The following is a 16396-nucleotide window of genomic DNA, read 5'->3' on the forward strand; positions in this document are numbered from 1 at the left end:
CGACAAGGGCTCTTGTCATTGCTGGGGAACAAAAGCAACAACTCGATTTCTTCCCAACGCCTTCGCCTTATAAAGTGCTTCATCCGCCTGCCTTATGCTGTTATCTACTGAAGGGGGGTTGCAGATCGTGACACCAAAACTGGCTGTTATGCGAATAGGCTTTCCTTCATAGATGACTTCGCTGTTTTCTGCGGCTTCTCGAAAACGTTCTGCCAGGCGCTTTGCTCCTTCTAGCGTTGTATTGGGCAGTAGCAACACAAACTCCTCGCCACCGAACCTGGCCAGAATATCCTCCTGTCTTTTTGATGCATTCAGTAGGTCCGCAAACGCGACGATAACCTTATCTCCAGCCATGTGCCCGTGGCTATCATTGACTTGCTTGAACAGGTCAAGGTCGCAAATCATCAGGCTAAGGTTGTAGTCCTGTCGATTCGCTTGACTGATTACCGAGGTCGCTTGCTCGTAAAAAAATCGGCGGTTGAACAAACCTGTCAAAGGATCAGTAATAGAGGCTTCTCTGTGCAGGGAGGCTTGGTCATCAAACAGCATCGAGTTCAGCCCCCCGTAAAGAGAGAAGATTGAAACTGCGAAGAAAAAAACATTGGTAAGAATAAAGTCGGCACGGTCTACAAAAAAATGCAAAACGCTAAACAAGACAAGCAACAACCCCGAACAAAGGCACAGCATGAGAGACACCATCATAATTCGCTCGCCTCGGGAGGTAACGTGAGGCTGTTTTCGGGTCAGCTTCATACAAAAAGCGTAAACACATGAGATGCATAAGAAGATGGTGACACTGCGAACGGATAGCTGGTCATTCACATAGGTGAAGCAATAGATTTGAAAAAACAGATACGCCAAGGCACATAAAAGCAAACGCCAGTCACATAGTATTTTCCAGGGATATATCCCCTTGCGAAGCATCATCCCGGCTAACAAAGAAAACATATACAGAACGAGGCATACCTGAACCAGTGACACTGAGACCAGTGTGCCGACATAAGGCCTTGCTCCGAGAGCCAGAAAGGTGAGGAAGTTCATCAAGAAACAGAAAGTAAAGCAACGAACACTACAGGAAACTTCATTGCCGACTCTGGGCGTGCCTAGGTAAAGGTAGAGAGCACAAAGAAAGCTCACCAACGCATTCAAGCTAAACACCAACAGTATGAAGTGCGGAGGGAGTTCCATTACTCAACCGCTTTTTATTCCTAATCCCCTGACTCATTAAGCATAGAACAGTTAATAAGGTTGAGAGCGTTTGCTCAGATTAAGGAGACACTTACCCTTTAGCAAAACTAAGTGACGATTTCCGTTAACACCTCTGTTTTCACCGAGTTGGCGATAAAACATTGTTCGTGGGATTGGTGGTGTATCTCATCCAGTTGCTCGTAGGTCGGCTGTTTATCGCCAGAGAAAATCACCTTGGGCCGCAACGTCACCTTGGTCATCGCCATCTTACCATCGGCATCTTTGGCCATAACGCCGACAGCGTTGTCGACATAGCTATCAACAATGAATCTGTGTTTGGCGGCAATAGAGAGAAAAAACAGCATATGGCAGCTGGAAAGCGAGGCCACAAAGGCTTCTTCTGGATCCACATTGGCTTCTACTGAAAGCGGCAACGGCACTACGTGTGGTGATGACGAAGCAGGCACCGTCACCCCACCATCAAACTGCCACTGATGACCGCGACTGTATTGGTTATCGATAAAACCCTCAGCTTCACTCCGAGCCCAACTCACTTCCGCCGTGTATTCAGCCATCTACTTGCTCACCTGATTGCAAAGGGTTTAAAAAGTAGATCGAAACCGTCAACACAACAAGAGGCGAGACGGATTAACTCAGATTAAGCTGGTCCATTTTTTCCGGCTTACTGAACAAAAAACCTTGCATGGTATTGCAGTTCATTCGCGCAAGAAGTTGTGCCTGCTCGTTGGTTTCTACCCCTTCAGCCACTATGCTCAGATCGAGTTTACTTGCCAGCAACAAAATGGCTTCAATGATTCCCTGGTCTCTGTGGCTACCAGCGATGCCGGCAATAAATGAGCGATCAATCTTTATCTTATCCACCATAAGACTTTTAAGCCTTCCAATCGAAGAGTACGCAACCCCAAAGTCATCAATAGAAATACGCAATCCCAATGATTTGAGCTGTGCCAGTTGTTTTGATGTCCAATCGAGATCTGACACAATCGCTGTCTCTGTGATCTCCAGTTCAACTCGTTCAGGATCTACGCCAGCTCGCTCTATTTCACACTTCACTATCTCGACAAAGTCTTTATGTAGAAACTGATTCACCGACACGTTGATAGACATAAATTGCGAGGGTGACAGACTTTGGCTGGCTTCAGACAGCGCTTCTCTGAATACCCATTGCCCTATCTCATGAATAAGTCCGTACTCCTCCGCAACCGAAATCAGCAACTCTGGACTAACAAATTCCCCTTTACGCTGCCATCGTATAAGTGCTTCATAACCAGTAACGGTTTGTTCTGATGTAAGCACGATCGGCTGATAAACCATAAACAGCTCGTCCTGTTCCAGCGCCTGCTTCAAATCTTGGGATAGGTGGTGCCTCTCCGACAGGCGCTGACCCAATGCATCAGAGTAAAACTCAAACTGCCCTAATCCACTCTTCTTCGCCACATACATCGCGCTGTCAGCGGCTCTGACTAATTCATCAACAGTTGAGCCATCCTCGGGAAAAACAGAAACACCGATACTGTATTTAAGGTGGATCTTGTGGCCACAAATTAGGAAGGGGGTATTCTGGGTCTGTTGCAGACGCGTGACCAACGGCACTATCTGATTGGAGCCTTTTTCAAACTCCGCAATCACCAGGAACTCATCTCCCCCTAAACGAGCCGCCAGTTCCTCTTTTCTGACCACTGCGGCAAACCGTTCCCCCACTTCACGGATAAGTTGATCACCCACCTCATGGCCATAACTGTCATTGATCGATTTGAACCTATCGAAGTCCAGAAACGCGACAGCAATTTTGGTGTTTCGTCGTTTAGCGCCCGCCAACATGCTATCCAGCCTATCCAGCGCTAAGCTGCGATTAGGTAACCCGGTAATGGCATCAAAATACGCGTTTTGAACAATCGCCTTGTTGAGCTTTTTAATGTCCCTGATCCGCTGAATCGCATAAAAAGCCGAGGCGATCCCCAGCCAAACCACGCCCATCAACAACTCGTCGAGCTGCCAGTCTTCATGATCCCGGGTGAACTCAAAAAACGCCTCAACCATTTCGATCTCAAACACGACAAAGATAAAGGTCATTGATACCGTAAAGATGCACGCCAGCACGAAATCCAATCTTGCTGCTTTCTTTAGCCTTACAACGATTGAAGGCTGTAAATGCGGGGGAATGCTTGATCTGTCCAAATGAGACCCAGTGAGAAATCCTAGTTTTCAGCAAACTGAGAGCCAATAGATTCAGTGTAGTCAAAGCACAGCGGAGAGGCGCGTTTTCAAGTAATGAGGGATAGGAATGGGTCTGTTATCGACTGGAGTTAACTTCTACAGCCGATAACAGATAGTGCAGTTCAAGAGAGTCGGTAGAACCACGTTAAACCAGATGGATGCTATTCAAGTGGTAAATACATGTAGGTAGTACCCGATAGCTTTTTACAATCCGGGTCCAAAGCAAAGCCAGGGATCTCTCCTGCGACCTGAAAGCCCAATGAGGCATAAAGCGCCTGAGAAGCATCGCCGGTACGTGTATCCAAGGTAATGAGCTGCTTTTGAAGCTTTGTGGCTTTCGCCATCAACTCCCTCATTAGCTTCTTGCCAACACCATGGCGACGAAATCCTGAGTGCACCATCAACTTGGCTACTTCACAGCGGTGGGCCTGGTTCGGCATCATGGACACCTCAAGCTGCACCGTACCAATAAGCCGTTGCTCGTATTCCGCCAGCCATAGAATTCGCTCTCCACACCCGACTGCGGGAAACACGCTTGCTTGCCAAAACTGCTTTGCATCATCCGATGAAAGCGGCTCGACAAAGCCGATAGAAGCGCCCGACTTGACGCCATCCAACAACAATTCTGACAACGGGGTGAGATAGCTCTCCAGTGCTTCGGCGCTAGCCTGGGTGATAACCAATGACATACTCAGACTCCTTTCGTTAGCGCAATGATGTAACGCGCTGATGCGTCACCGGTTCGAAATGCGGAACCACCAAAAAGCTTGTAGCGCAGACAATCACCCTGGCTGAGTTGATACTCGTGTCCACCCACTTCAATGGTCAACGCCCCCTCGAGCATAAACAGGTGGTGTTCCAGCCCTGCTAACGGTGGCGCATCATAGGTGATGATTTGGTGGGATTCTATCTGGCCTTGTATCAACTCAGAGGCAAGAAACTGGGAAGGTGGGGAGACAGAGCGCCGCGAAAAACCATTCGCTTCGTCATGCCAAACAGACTGCTGTGTTGAACGAATCAGTGGCTCAAACTGCTGCTCCATCGGTGAGAGTAGTGTCGAGATTGGCACTCTATAAACAGAAGACAAACTACCGAGTGTCTGCGCCGTCGGGCTCACTTCTGCCTTTTCGATGCGGGATAGCGTGGCGCGACTTACTCCACTCTTTTCTGCTAATTGGTTTAATGTCAGTCCATGCTCACCACGCAAGCGCTTAAGGTGATTGGCCAATGCTGAATCCGATGGCTGCATATCTCTTTTCCTTAAATTCTTTCCCTAAACGTCTTTGCCTAAAAGTCTTTGTCTAAATTTTTATCCAAACCAAATATCGAGACCTGTTCTCATATTTGGGAATTTATTCATTTTGAAGAGAAAACTCAAGCTGCATTTAACGCGTGAGAGGAGCGACGGGCTGTGTGGGACTAGATAGCCACCCCGTACAAGGCGGCCAAGGGGGATCAGTCGTTGAACTATGCTTCGCGTTCTAATTTGGCAATCAGGCTATCGACGACCATCAAGCCATTCGCTTTTTCCATGTACTCATCTGAATCTTCATTTAACTTCTTAAGCTCCTTTGTCGCCGACGCTAAATGAGCTTTTAAGATCTGCTGAATGAGTCTTTTCTCTGAGGGACTGAACATTTCCGATCTTCCTTGCATGTGAAGTAACTCTGTTAAGCTAAAAAAGCGCCGAAATAGTTCGGCGCTTTTCTGGTACCTAATACCCCTTTTTAAACCGCGTTGATTCAGACATCACCGACTTCACCATCTTGCCAAACTGCTTATCTTTGGCACGACGATCTGCCAGTGACGCACTGTTTCTGGCCTGCTCTCGCATCAGCTTAAAGTAGTTATCCAAACGACGAGGATCTAACTCTCCAACGTCAACGGCCTTCTGTACAGCGCAGCCCGGTTCGCCATTATGCTGACAATCGGCAAAGCGGCACTGCTGCGCCAGCTCATCGATATCCGCAAAAGCCTGGTTCACGCCTTCTTCGCAGTCTGTCAGTTGCAGCTCACGCATACCCGGCGTATCGATCAACACGGCGCCCGTTGGCATTAAGTGCATGGATCGTGCGGTCGTTGTATGTCGTCCTTTGCTGTCATCTTCACGGATCCCAGCGGTTACCTGAACAGTATTGCCCATCAAGGTATTGGTCAGGGTCGACTTACCCACACCGGATGAGCCGAGCAATGAGACAGTGCGTCCCGGTTGGCACCAGCTTAAAAGCGGTTCACAGCAGTCCCCATCTAGCGCATTCACTGATACCACCATCAGTAACGGATCTAGCGCCTGTATTTGCTGCCGCTTGCAATCGGCGTCATCACAGAGGTCTTGCTTAGTCAGCACCACCACAGGTTCAACGTCAGCCTCATAGGCCAGTGCCAAGTACCGCTCGATACGACTCAAGTTAAAATCATGGTTTAGCGAGCAAACGATAAACAGCGTATCAACATTGGCAGCGATCAGTTGTTCCCCGAGCTTGGTACCGGGCGCCTTACGTTTAAACAGCGACTTGCGATCCAGTTGCCGCATAAAACGCTGGTCATCGTCCACCAGCAGCCAATCACCCAACACCATGCTGGGGAGAGAGGAAGTGATAGGCAGACTGAACTGAGCTTGTTCCATTTGCAGAACATATGCGCTGCGATGATGCGCGATGACTCGGGCTATCTGTGCCGTTTCATATTCGACTAACGACAGTTGCTGCTGAAAAAAGGGCTGCCAACCCAATAAAGTAAGAGAAATTGTAGAATTCATTTCTGTTCCCTACGCATACAAAAACAATGCTGTATGCGTGATAGCAATCATTGCTATGGGGACAAACAAATATGATTGACCCCAGTGAAGAGATTCACCGGGTAAAAGAAGGGATAAGCAGGAGTAATGTCTTGCCGCTGTGTCTTACGACACGCCACAAAAGTACGCTTTCTAAATGACCTACTTAGCCACTTTCACCGGGTGGGTGCGCACTACAATCATCAATATCTCCTGTCTTACATCTGCTTGGTAATCGGGCGGCAATATAACAGCTAGCCGACGGGCTGTATACGAAGATGGATCAAGGCTGGTGGTAATTAGCAGCGATCCAATAGCCCATTTAAAACGCTTCTCAGTCAGAAACAACGGCCAAAAAATGAACTTTGTCCTACGCTTATCAGTTAGTTAGTCATTGGTAATGCAGTTTGTTCATGAGTATTAAGACGCGGTTCCTGATCATCTTCCTTATCCTCTCTGTCATGCTTATCACTATCATGTTGTGTATACAGAGGATCAACCACCATAGCGACCAGGCGATCACAGCGGAACTCAGGCGCAATGATTCTCTTGAACTGGCTCACCAACTTCGTCAAAGCTCAGATGACCTCACTCGAATGGCGAGATCATTTGCCAGTACTGGCGAGCCAAGATACGAAAAATATTTCTATGAAATACTGAGCATCCGCGATGGTAAGTCACCTCGACCAACTGATTATGATGGTGTGTATTGGGACTATATAACCGCACTGTACGAGGATTACTCTCCCGCCAAAGGTGACAACACTAGCCTGGTGTCTTTATTTGAAAAGCTGGGAGCGACCCCTGAAGAGATGGACACCCTGCATATGGCGCTAGAGCGTTCAGACAAGCTCTCCTACATCGAAGTCGAAGCTTTAAACGCTATGAAAGGTCTGTTCAGAGGCAAAGATGGCAGCTTCTCGGTAACCGGGCAGGCAAACCAGGACTATGCGATAACGCTGCTCTACAGCAACGATTACCACCAGGCCAAAGCCACCATTATGCATCCCATCGCCAAGTTCTATGACCAAGTAGACGAAAGGACCGCAGCGCAACTGGATGCCAGCTGGGACAAACAGCAGCGTTATGAAACGATTGCTTTCTACCTGATCATTGCGACCGCCGCCTTCTTTTTGTATTCGATCTTCCATATCAGAAAAAAGATCGTTAACCCGATTCTTGAATTATCAGATGTGGCTAACCGCATTAAAGATGGCAATTCCGAGGACAGAGCCAGTATCAAAACCAATGATGAGATAGGCATGCTTGCACGTTCATTCAACGAAATGAACGACAACCTCAGTGGCGTCATCAATAAACTGGAACAGCTCTCCTATGTTGACTCGCTTACTCAATTGGCAAATCGGCGCGTCTTTAATCAAACACTCAATACGGAACTCAGAAGACATCAAAGATCAGGGAAACCTTTAACCCTGATGCTGGTCGATATCGATTTTTTCAAACGGCTTAATGACAGTGCGGGTCATCAAGCGGGAGATCATTGCCTGGCGGAAATTGCCGATGTGTTATCAAGTCACTTTGAGCGAGCAGGCGATCTGGTGGCCAGATACGGCGGCGAAGAGTTCGCTGTGATATTGCCTGATACTGACGCAAATGTAGTTGAAGACTTATGCCCGAACACCTGTAAAGCGATAGAAGACGCCAGGATCCCTCACCCGGATTCACCGATTTCTGACTTTATCACTGCGTCCATTGGTGCAATCAGTGTCATTCCCGACAGAGAAGTCACCACCGAATACCTGATCAAATCTGCCGATGACGCGTTGTATCAAGCCAAAGCTGGTGGAAGGAACCGTGCGAAAGTGGTCAACGCTAACCCTATGCTTGAATAGCCTGCCGTTTCAGCATTGATTCTCAAGATTTGATTGAAAGTGATTCAACCTAAGCAGCGGTACTGCCCTTAAGCACATGGGATTATTCTATAAACATTGATAATCAGCCCACATTGAGCTCATGCCATATCTTCTCCGTCATACCGTTCTTCCACTCGTTGCCGTGCTTGCTATTACAGGCTGTAATGCCACTTCCGCGCCGATAGAGAAAAGCAGCAGTGCTACCGAAACTCGCTATGAGATGGTGCTGAAATCAGAAGTAAATTGGGAACACTTAAACCCAGCCCGCGGTGATAAAAGCCCCAGCGCGGGCACGCTTTGGGGTGACCGAAATGGCAGACAGGCAACCGGTTACCTTTTAAAACCCACTGACGGCTTTAGCTCGCCCCCCCACATTCACAATGTCTCTTACCGCGGTGTCGTTATCAGTGGTCTGATTCACAACGACGACCCTGATGCGGCAAAGATGTGGATGCCAGCGGGTTCGTTCTGGACCCAGCCTAAAGGTGAAGTGCATGTAACCGCCGCCAAAGGCGATAACACCCTGGCCTACATCGAGATCGAAGAAGGCCCGTATCTGGTATGGCCCGCTATTCAAGCCTTCGACAATGGCGAACGCCCGGTCAATGTCGACCAATCAAATATCGTTTGGCTGGATGGTTCGACCATCAATTGGCTTCCCCACAACGACAGCGAGAACAAGCTAGAGATTGCTTACCTTTGGGGAGAGCCCAACGGGGACCAACATTACGGCGCGCTGATCAAACTGCCAGCAGGATTCAATGGCAAGCTTGTCAGTGAAGGGGAGTCGCTGCGCGCTATTGTGATTAAAGGCCAACCAGAGTATCAGTCGCCGGATCAGCAACAATCCAACAATCTGACACCAGGCAGCTACTTTGGTGCGGATGGAAGTTCAGAACATAAAATATCTTCGAACAGCACCACTGAGACCATTCTCTACCTCAGAACCAACAAGATGTTGAGGATCGAATAAGGCGTTGAACAGCGCAGCTCGGGCGGTCGAAACTTAAGACCGCCTGATACGGACAACCTTCATCGTTTCCATTTCAAACCCAGCCACCTTTTGCGTTTCGGGGTAATAGCTGAGATTCACCCGCGCACCTTTGAGTGACTGGTACTGCTTCTGCCGTTTGAACACAAAGGGCACGTCATAACCTTCAATCATGATGGTATGGCGGAACCAATCGCCTTCTTCCCGCTGAACATGAGAGGTCACCTTGCAGTTATCGGTCTGAATGAGGTTTGGACGTTTTTTCAGTAGTTTTTCAGGCGTGGTTTTCATGGTGATTTGGAGGCATTAATAATCATGACACAATGAGGGTATCTAAACACAGCAAAGACAGAAAGCATCAATCTGTATCTGTACCCACTTTGAACCAATGTAAAAAACTTCTCGCGAACACGAAGTTTTAGCTTTACACAAAGAAAATATCGACTATTCTGGATTTATCGAAATAAAGAGTATGCAAGATATGATTGCGAATGATGTGGCTGTTAAGCGCCTGGCAGAACTCGGACACCCTACCCGGCTGGCTATTTTTCGCCTGCTCGTGAAGGGCAACGCCACGGGTTTAAGTGTTGGCACCATTCAAGAACACTTGCAGATCCCTGGCTCCACCCTGTCCCACCATATCAGCCGATTAGTCGGTGCTGGATTGGTAGAGCAGCATAGAGAGGGGCGCACACTCTTTTGCCAGGCAAGAATGGCATCCCTGGACGAACTGATGACCTTCCTTACTGCCGAGTGCTGCACCATGTAGGTGTATCTTGGCAAGTGGCATCAGTAAGGCGTTTCGATCGCCTTTTTTAAAAATTTATATTTCCAAAATTCTAGAAAGATAGTTAGAAAAGAGAGTTAAAAATGCTTCCCGATTTTATGAGCAACAGCACTGGGTTAGCAGCACAACTGCAATCCGCCTTGGAGATGTTCCTCTTCTTGATGGTAGAGATCTCCGTATTATTTATTGTCATCAGTGCACTGGTAGGCGTCATCAACCAAAAGCTACCCGCGGAAAAGGTGCAGTCACTGCTTGGTGGACGTCACGGCAAAGGCTATTTCCTGGCAGCAGGGTTAGGTGCCATTACCCCTTTCTGTAGTTGTTCAACGATCCCCATGCTGATTGGGTTGTTGAAAGCGCGCGCAGGTTTTGGCCCAACCATGACTTTTTTGATCTCGTCGCCATTGCTGAATCCAATTGTGATTGCACTGTTCGTGCCCGTATTTGGAATTGAAGTGACTGTGGTATACGCAGCCATTGCCCTGACTGTTGCACTGGTAGCTGGCATGTTATTACAACGTTTTGGCTTTGAGCGTTACGTGCGTTCCAGCCTGTTGGAAGATGGTGCCAAAGCGGAGAGCTGTTGCGGCAACGCAGATTCGCCGTCCAAACAGAAAAAACGACCGCTGATTTACGGCGGCACGGCCAGAATGATGGCCAATACCGATGTTCAAGGTGCGCAGCTTACACTCGAAAAGCCTTGTTGTGGCGAGACAACAAAAGCAGAAACTGAAACCAGCTGCTGTACTGAACCTGCACCGCAAATGAAGGCTGCACCACAAATGAAGGCAGAACCCGAGCAGAAGCCCGAATCGGAGAAGAAAACCTCGTGCTGCGGTACGCCTGAGCCAAAGGAAAAAGCCAACTGTAGCTCCGAGACTGTACCCGCAACGGAAACATCCTGCTGTGGTGAGTCTGAACCAGCAGAGAAAACTTCCTGCTGCGGCAGCGATAACAAAAAACCTAAGTCGAAGATCGACTGGCGTCAGGCGTGGCGGGAAAGCACCAACATGTATCGCGAAATGCTGCCCTACATGACCATAGCCATGGTGCTGGGTGCATTTGTGCACGGCTTTGTACCGACAGATTTCTTTGCGGAAGTTGCCGGCGCTGACAACCCAATGGCGATCCCTGCGGCGGCAGTCATCGGTATTCCCTTGTATATCAGAGTGACTGCGCTGCTGCCTCTGGTCGGCTCGCTAGTTGCCAAAGGCGTGAGTCTGGGCGCAGTGATGGCACTGACCATAGGTGCAGGGGGTGCCAGCATTCCTGAGCTGATCATGCTGAAACGCCTGTTCCGCTGGCAGTTGCTGTGCGCCTTTATCACAGTGATCCTGTTTATGGCGATTGGTGGTGGGCTGATCTTCAACCTGATGGTGTAGGAATCAGGATGGGCTGACACTCAACGCCTCTGCCCATAAACAAAAAAGCGAACCATTCGGTTCGCTTTTTTTGTGTAGTCGTTACTGGTGACTGATTAACCGTTGGCGGAAACGGACCAACATAACCGGTGTAAGCAGGTAACTCGCTATCAGCGTCGATAAGTGAATATCAATAGGTGACGTTTGTCTGGGTGAGTAATACCACAGCTCGACCAGTGAGGAATCTCGATTTGTTGTGGACGAGCCTCATTAGCTACTTTTGCCAAGACAGAGAGATAGATCTCATAGACCATAGGTACTTACCAAGCCAAGGTTGTCACTTAACAATCAAGGATTTATAGTCCATCAAGTCAAGGGAAGGCTGTCGAAAAGCTGCAAATGAGCCTCTCTTATCCAGCTCCAAATTTCGACTAACTGTTTTCGCTTAATCACACGAATCAGCTTATTTGCCTGGAAGTTAAGTAACTCAGATCCGAACTCATCACTGGAGAGTGCATTTTGCGTTTAGTTGTTAGTTGGATAATGCGACACCCGGTTGCTTTGATGATGACCGCCGTTGGCTTGTGGATGTTGTATCCGCCCGTGGTGAACCATCTCGTAGATGCTACCAATGTCTTTTATGTTGCAGCTGTAGCCCACTCCTTTGCCGCCATCTGTACCCTACTATGTGTTTCGGTGCTATTTTGGGGTCGCAATAAACTGCAACTGAGCACTGTTTTCTCCGGCAGTTCATTACGGCGAGTTTCTCCACCCACACTTATGTCCGGGCTCCTCATTGCCGCTAATCACCTACTGCTATACGCAGCATTAAGCGTGTCTGAGGAGTTCGACGTTGTCGCCATACTGGTGTTTGAAACCTGGCCGATTCTGTTTTTCTATATCGACAGCATCTTACGCCGCAACCAACGCTCAACATCAATTAACGACTATATATTTTCTGGCGCAGCATTCGCAGGCTTCCTGGTACTCACCGCACCCAATATGGATATCGCTGACTGGATGCTGCTCGACAGTCCCATGTTGCAAACACTGGGGTTAGCGGCGCTGGGCGGCCTTGCCATGGCAGTCAACTGCTATTTTCGTATGAAGTGTATGGATGCATGGAGCGAAATATCAGAGCAGCGAAATCTCAGTTTAAGTACTTTCAAGCGTGGCCTGCTAACTGAAGCTGGAGTCAGAGCACTGGCCGCACCCGTACTAATTGGCGCCCTATTCTATTCCGGTCAAGCTATACCCGACGCGGACCTGAGCAACCTGCTTTTATTAGCTTTTGTGGGCGTAGCTATTCTGGCGTTAGGCAGCCTTTTGTATGATTTGTCGGTTTACAGTGCCGACAACGCATCTATAAGCGCGCTCTGGTATCTGATGCCCGTAGGTGCAGTCGTCATTCTCGCAGTGATGCAGGGACGACTGCTTAACCAATACGAGGCGGTAGCTTCAGCACTCATCGTCTCATCCAACATCTTTTTAGCATTACGGTACCCGCTGCGCTCATCACTGCTGGTGCTATTTGTCTCGGTCTGCTTGATTGGAATCTGGATCCTCTTTGCCCCCGTCTCCCCCATTGAGAACTATTACGACCTACTGGGCGTATCGACCGTATTTTTTGTACTTCTAGCGACCTTTGCACTGGACCGCTCAACATCACTTAACCGCGAACGAGAGAGTTTGCTCGGCGAATTCAACGAACAGGTGATCAGCGTACTTGAATCGGCCCCCAAAGCAGGAGAACAAAAAGCCGATGATGGCTACTTAGCACAACTGAAGCACTATTCGCTGCTCAACATCCATAGTTTTCTGCGCGCATTCAAAAATTCGAACAACCTGATGCGCTCTCAAGAACAGGTTGAACAAGAAAAACATAACATCTTGAATGCGTTAAAAGATGATAGCGAACAGCGAGAGCGGGTGCTGTCTTTGTTCAAGATCGGTGACAAATTACAAACAATGGAAAGTGACCGGATCGCTCCCGAGGAATTTATCATCCTCACTTTACTCGGCGCGACCAATGTCTTTTTCTCACTGATTTTCAGGCCTGACACACTATCCGCCGGGTTGTTTGCGTTGATCGTCGGCACATCGATGATTTACCTGATACTGATCATCGCAGAACGCGACCGCTATGCCCAGATCCGGCACGACCACGCCCTTGTCTGCACCAACCTGATCGATTACATAAATAATCGCGTTGAATCTGCTCTACCTTCTTCGGAAATCCAAGCTACAGAGCAAGAGATCACGCAGGCCATTCAGCATAAAGCAACCAAGCTAAACACATTAGGTCGCGCATACTGGATCTTTGGTGTTTTTACCTTCCTTTTTGCTGGCTTTGGCTATGCATTCCTTTATGAGTCACTGCAGCAACATCGAGCGCTGGAAACATCTCCACTAACATCGACACGCAGTGTGAATGACACTCAAATCAATATAGCCTTGCTCGACTGGCCCACGGCACAAATCAAAAGCCATATTCTCGCAGGTATCATCAACCAACACACTGAACTAACCGCCTCCGTTGTTTCAGTCTCCAGTGAGCAGGCTTTCCAAGCCATGGGAGATGAACAGGGTATTGTCGACATTCATCCTGACCTTTGGGTTGAAAACAACCCTGGTTTGATACGACGCTACGTAAAAGCATTCGGCACGGTTTCCCTAGGTAAGCAGGTTACCACCGGTACACAGGGTCTGTGTTACACCGATGCAGGTGATAGTTCGCTACAGAGATTGTCCATTCATCAACTCACATCTTCGACTATCGCCAAGCGATTCGACCTGTCTGGCGACGGAAAAGGTGACATCTGGGTGGGAGCCAAGGGGTGGGCCTCGGTTGAGATAGAAAAAAGACGCCTTTCAGCTTATGGTCTGGATGCGTTATACAAGTTCCACGAGTTCGACCCAGACGTACTAAAAATGCTCGTATCCAGAAACAGCGAGCTTTCCACTCCCAGTCTGTTTTTCTGCTACTACCCTGATGCGCTGTTTGCCAACTCGCAGACGCATTTTATTGACGAAGAAGAACATGACCCCGAGCTTTGGCCCGCTATCTTAAAGAAACATTCTGGCCAGCCACCCGAAGCAGGCACCGCATGGCCAGATACCCATATCAGTTTGGCCTACCGAACCAGTATTGAAAACAGATCTCACGAGCTACTGCATTTACTCAATAGCTTTAACATCGACAACCATGAATTGGTTGAAATGCTGAGTGCATTTGAGTCAGGTCAACCGGTGGAAGCGATCGCCCAACAGTGGATAAAGGACCATCAGGATATTGTTTTAGAATGGCTGACGGGGTTTCAAATCGAGAGTGAAGCAAAGGCAGCTTCCATGAACTAAGGGCTCCCCAAATTGGCTTTTAAGGACTAGCTGAAGCCACAAAAAAGCGAACCATTCAGTTCGCTTTTTTAACGCTTAGTTCAATGCACCTACTCACTCATATCGCAGGTGGCGAGTTTTGTTTGCAGCGGCCTGAGCAGTGCTTCGCCGATAATCGCGGCATACACCAATACTGAGATGTTTATGGCATAGGCCTGATGGATCTCGTAAGCCTCAACCATGTTTGCGGTATTAGAATGGATCGCAACACTACCAATCAGCACGCCGATTAACGCAGCGCCATAGCCAAACCAGATCTGGCTGGCATAGATTCGCGCAAGATGCTTGGCCGGTGCACCGCCAACAATGTCACCGCTGAACAGATAGCGAAATCCGGATAGCGACTTCAACATGCCATCGACACCATAGGCAACAATGGTTGCCGCATAAATAAACGCGATAACAAAGCTCAACCCTATCCAGTCGAAGTAAAGACTGGCCTCGCCGCCCAGCTTAAACAAGATCCCGATGGTGACAGAAATAACCAACAACGCCACAGCACTATGCATAATCATTTTCCTCGTCCAATTAACATCTATCTGTTCAGACGACGATTGCAGTGCCGTAGGAGACACTTCCAGTGCAGACGCGATTGCCAGGGTGGATTCAGCCGATGCTCGGCCATCCGATTCAATCCGTTGAATGGTTCTTAACGACAATCCAGAGGCCTTGGCCAATACTTCTTGCGACCAACTTTTTTGCTTACGTAACTGCTTAAGCTTGCCAACATTCAACACCACAATTAGACCTCTACTGGCACCACAATCTTCATCACCAACATGATTGGAAAACCAAGCGCTGGCGACAACAAAAACACCCCGACAAACCTACGACAGGATATGACAACCTATATTTTTCAAAGAGTTAAAACGAGCATGAAAGAAGTCGAGTTTGCAGTACAAGCTTAGCTTGCTGAGCTATGGACTCAAAGTTAAGCAAGTTATGAGTGCCAGAATTAAATTGAAAATGCGTTTTCAAGCGTCAATTGCCCTCGTTATTTTTCTTACCTAACTGATATGCTCAAACTAGCTTTTGGTACACGAACTTGTACTCTTTTTTCTTCCGAAAAAGCAAAACATCAAACACTTAAACCACTAAGCATTTATAAACGGATTTATATATGTCTGACCACCTGCACATAGCAAAGCTATATCTCCGATTAGTTACAACGTTTGCTTCACTGAACTCGAATCTGAAATAGGCCTCGGAGCAGTGACTAAAGTAACTCCTAGCTCAATCATTTTATCTTTGACAATACTGGTATATGTCGCGTGGTCACAGTTTGCATTGCATGAAAAAGATCAGGCCCTTGCAACTGAGAAGGCAAGAGCAATGAGTATCGCAGACCACTTAGAATTCTGGAAAGGCACGTTTTTACAACAGCATGCAGCGATCGATGTGGAGTCTCTGAGAGGCGGAAGCAGGAACGTTCAATTAACCTTAATTGAGCAAGAAACACCACATCAAGAACAGCAAAACAAACTTTATGTGATGTTTTACGATGCCCCCTCTGATGCTCAAAAAGAAGCACTAAAAAGATATAGCTCCGAGTTGGTGCTTGGCCGTTACTTCTATCTGGTGGTCAACGACCAAGGCCAGGTTACCGAGACGTTTTGGGATAAGCCATAACTGAATGGATGCTCCATGATTCGATTTTTCACAACCCTGTCAGGTTTACAGAGAAGCGGGCCGGGAGTCGATAGTTACTTTATTACAACTGGTTCTAAAATGAGTGACTGATATATGTTGCTCAATACTCTGTTAGAGCCAGGGCCATCCGCTGGT

At 48.1% G+C, this 16396-nt stretch carries 15 protein-coding genes; 6 read left to right on the forward strand and 9 right to left on the reverse strand.

Features of this window, described 5'->3' with window-relative positions; all coding sequences use genetic code 11:
- Positions 1 to 15: 15 nt before the first annotated feature.
- The 7 genes from ABEA14_RS10250 to rsgA form a co-directional block, all read right to left on the reverse strand.
- Positions 16 to 702 (reverse strand): GGDEF domain-containing protein, encoded by a 687-nt coding sequence (locus ABEA14_RS10250; protein ID WP_345339897.1) that lies wholly within the window; start codon positions 700 to 702, stop codon positions 16 to 18.
- A 593-nt stretch (positions 703 to 1295) separates the two neighbouring features.
- Positions 1296 to 1763, reverse strand: a complete 468-nt coding sequence (locus tag ABEA14_RS10255; RefSeq protein WP_345339898.1) for an OsmC family protein — start codon at positions 1761 to 1763, stop codon at positions 1296 to 1298.
- Positions 1764 to 1836: 73 nt separating this feature from the next.
- Positions 1837 to 3309 (reverse strand): putative bifunctional diguanylate cyclase/phosphodiesterase, encoded by a 1473-nt coding sequence (locus ABEA14_RS10260; RefSeq protein WP_345339996.1) that lies wholly within the window; start codon positions 3307 to 3309, stop codon positions 1837 to 1839.
- A gap of 278 nt (positions 3310 to 3587) precedes the next feature.
- Positions 3588 to 4115: a GNAT family N-acetyltransferase gene (locus ABEA14_RS10265; RefSeq protein ID WP_345339899.1), complete on the reverse strand. Its 528-nt coding sequence runs from the start codon at positions 4113 to 4115 to the stop codon at positions 3588 to 3590.
- Positions 4116 to 4117: 2 nt separating this feature from the next.
- Positions 4118 to 4675: a helix-turn-helix domain-containing protein gene (locus ABEA14_RS10270; RefSeq protein ID WP_345339900.1), complete on the reverse strand. Its 558-nt coding sequence runs from the start codon at positions 4673 to 4675 to the stop codon at positions 4118 to 4120.
- Positions 4676 to 4893: 218 nt separating this feature from the next.
- Positions 4894 to 5064 carry a hypothetical protein gene (locus tag ABEA14_RS10275; protein ID WP_345339901.1) on the reverse strand — a complete coding sequence of 57 codons (171 nt, stop codon included), beginning with the start codon at positions 5062 to 5064 and terminating at the stop codon, positions 4894 to 4896.
- Positions 5065 to 5140: 76 nt separating this feature from the next.
- The gene (gene rsgA, locus ABEA14_RS10280; protein ID WP_345339902.1) at positions 5141 to 6184 is read right to left on the reverse strand and encodes a ribosome small subunit-dependent GTPase A; all 1044 of its coding nucleotides are present in this window, start codon (positions 6182 to 6184) and stop codon (positions 5141 to 5143) included.
- A 431-nt stretch (positions 6185 to 6615) separates the two neighbouring features.
- Between rsgA and ABEA14_RS10285 the strand changes: the two genes are divergently transcribed.
- Both ABEA14_RS10285 and ABEA14_RS10290 read left to right on the forward strand, forming a co-directional pair.
- A complete protein-coding gene (locus tag ABEA14_RS10285) occupies positions 6616 to 8055 on the forward strand; it encodes a diguanylate cyclase domain-containing protein (RefSeq protein ID WP_345339903.1) in 1440 nt (479 codons plus the stop codon).
- 121 nt (positions 8056 to 8176) lie between these two features.
- Entirely contained in the window at positions 8177 to 9049 is an 873-nt protein-coding gene (locus ABEA14_RS10290; protein WP_345339904.1) for a DUF4437 domain-containing protein, read from the forward strand.
- A gap of 33 nt (positions 9050 to 9082) precedes the next feature.
- Here ABEA14_RS10290 and ABEA14_RS10295 read toward each other — a convergent pair whose 3' ends face one another.
- Entirely contained in the window at positions 9083 to 9358 is a 276-nt protein-coding gene (locus ABEA14_RS10295; RefSeq protein WP_345339905.1) for a hypothetical protein, read from the reverse strand.
- Positions 9359 to 9548: 190 nt separating this feature from the next.
- Between ABEA14_RS10295 and ABEA14_RS10300 the strand changes: the two genes are divergently transcribed.
- From ABEA14_RS10300 to ABEA14_RS10310, 3 genes are all read left to right on the forward strand, one after another.
- Positions 9549 to 9836: an ArsR/SmtB family transcription factor gene (locus ABEA14_RS10300; RefSeq protein WP_345339997.1), complete on the forward strand. Its 288-nt coding sequence runs from the start codon at positions 9549 to 9551 to the stop codon at positions 9834 to 9836.
- A gap of 101 nt (positions 9837 to 9937) precedes the next feature.
- Positions 9938 to 11236, forward strand: a complete 1299-nt coding sequence (locus ABEA14_RS10305) for a permease (RefSeq protein WP_345339906.1) — start codon at positions 9938 to 9940, stop codon at positions 11234 to 11236.
- Positions 11237 to 11734: 498 nt separating this feature from the next.
- A complete protein-coding gene (locus ABEA14_RS10310; protein WP_345339907.1) occupies positions 11735 to 14572 on the forward strand; it encodes a glycine betaine ABC transporter substrate-binding protein in 2838 nt (945 codons plus the stop codon).
- Positions 14573 to 14661: 89 nt separating this feature from the next.
- Here the strand turns inward: ABEA14_RS10310 and ABEA14_RS10315 are convergent, their stop codons facing one another.
- Entirely contained in the window at positions 14662 to 15351 is a 690-nt protein-coding gene (locus ABEA14_RS10315) for a helix-turn-helix domain-containing protein (RefSeq protein WP_345339908.1), read from the reverse strand.
- 472 nt (positions 15352 to 15823) lie between these two features.
- Between ABEA14_RS10315 and ABEA14_RS10320 the strand changes: the two genes are divergently transcribed.
- A complete protein-coding gene (locus tag ABEA14_RS10320) occupies positions 15824 to 16240 on the forward strand; it encodes a hypothetical protein (protein WP_345339909.1) in 417 nt (138 codons plus the stop codon).
- Positions 16241 to 16396 lie beyond the last annotated feature (156 nt).

The sequence above is a fragment of the Corallincola platygyrae genome (genome assembly GCF_039544265.1).
In the GTDB taxonomy this organism is placed as follows: Bacteria; Pseudomonadota; Gammaproteobacteria; order Enterobacterales; family Neiellaceae; genus Corallincola; species Corallincola platygyrae.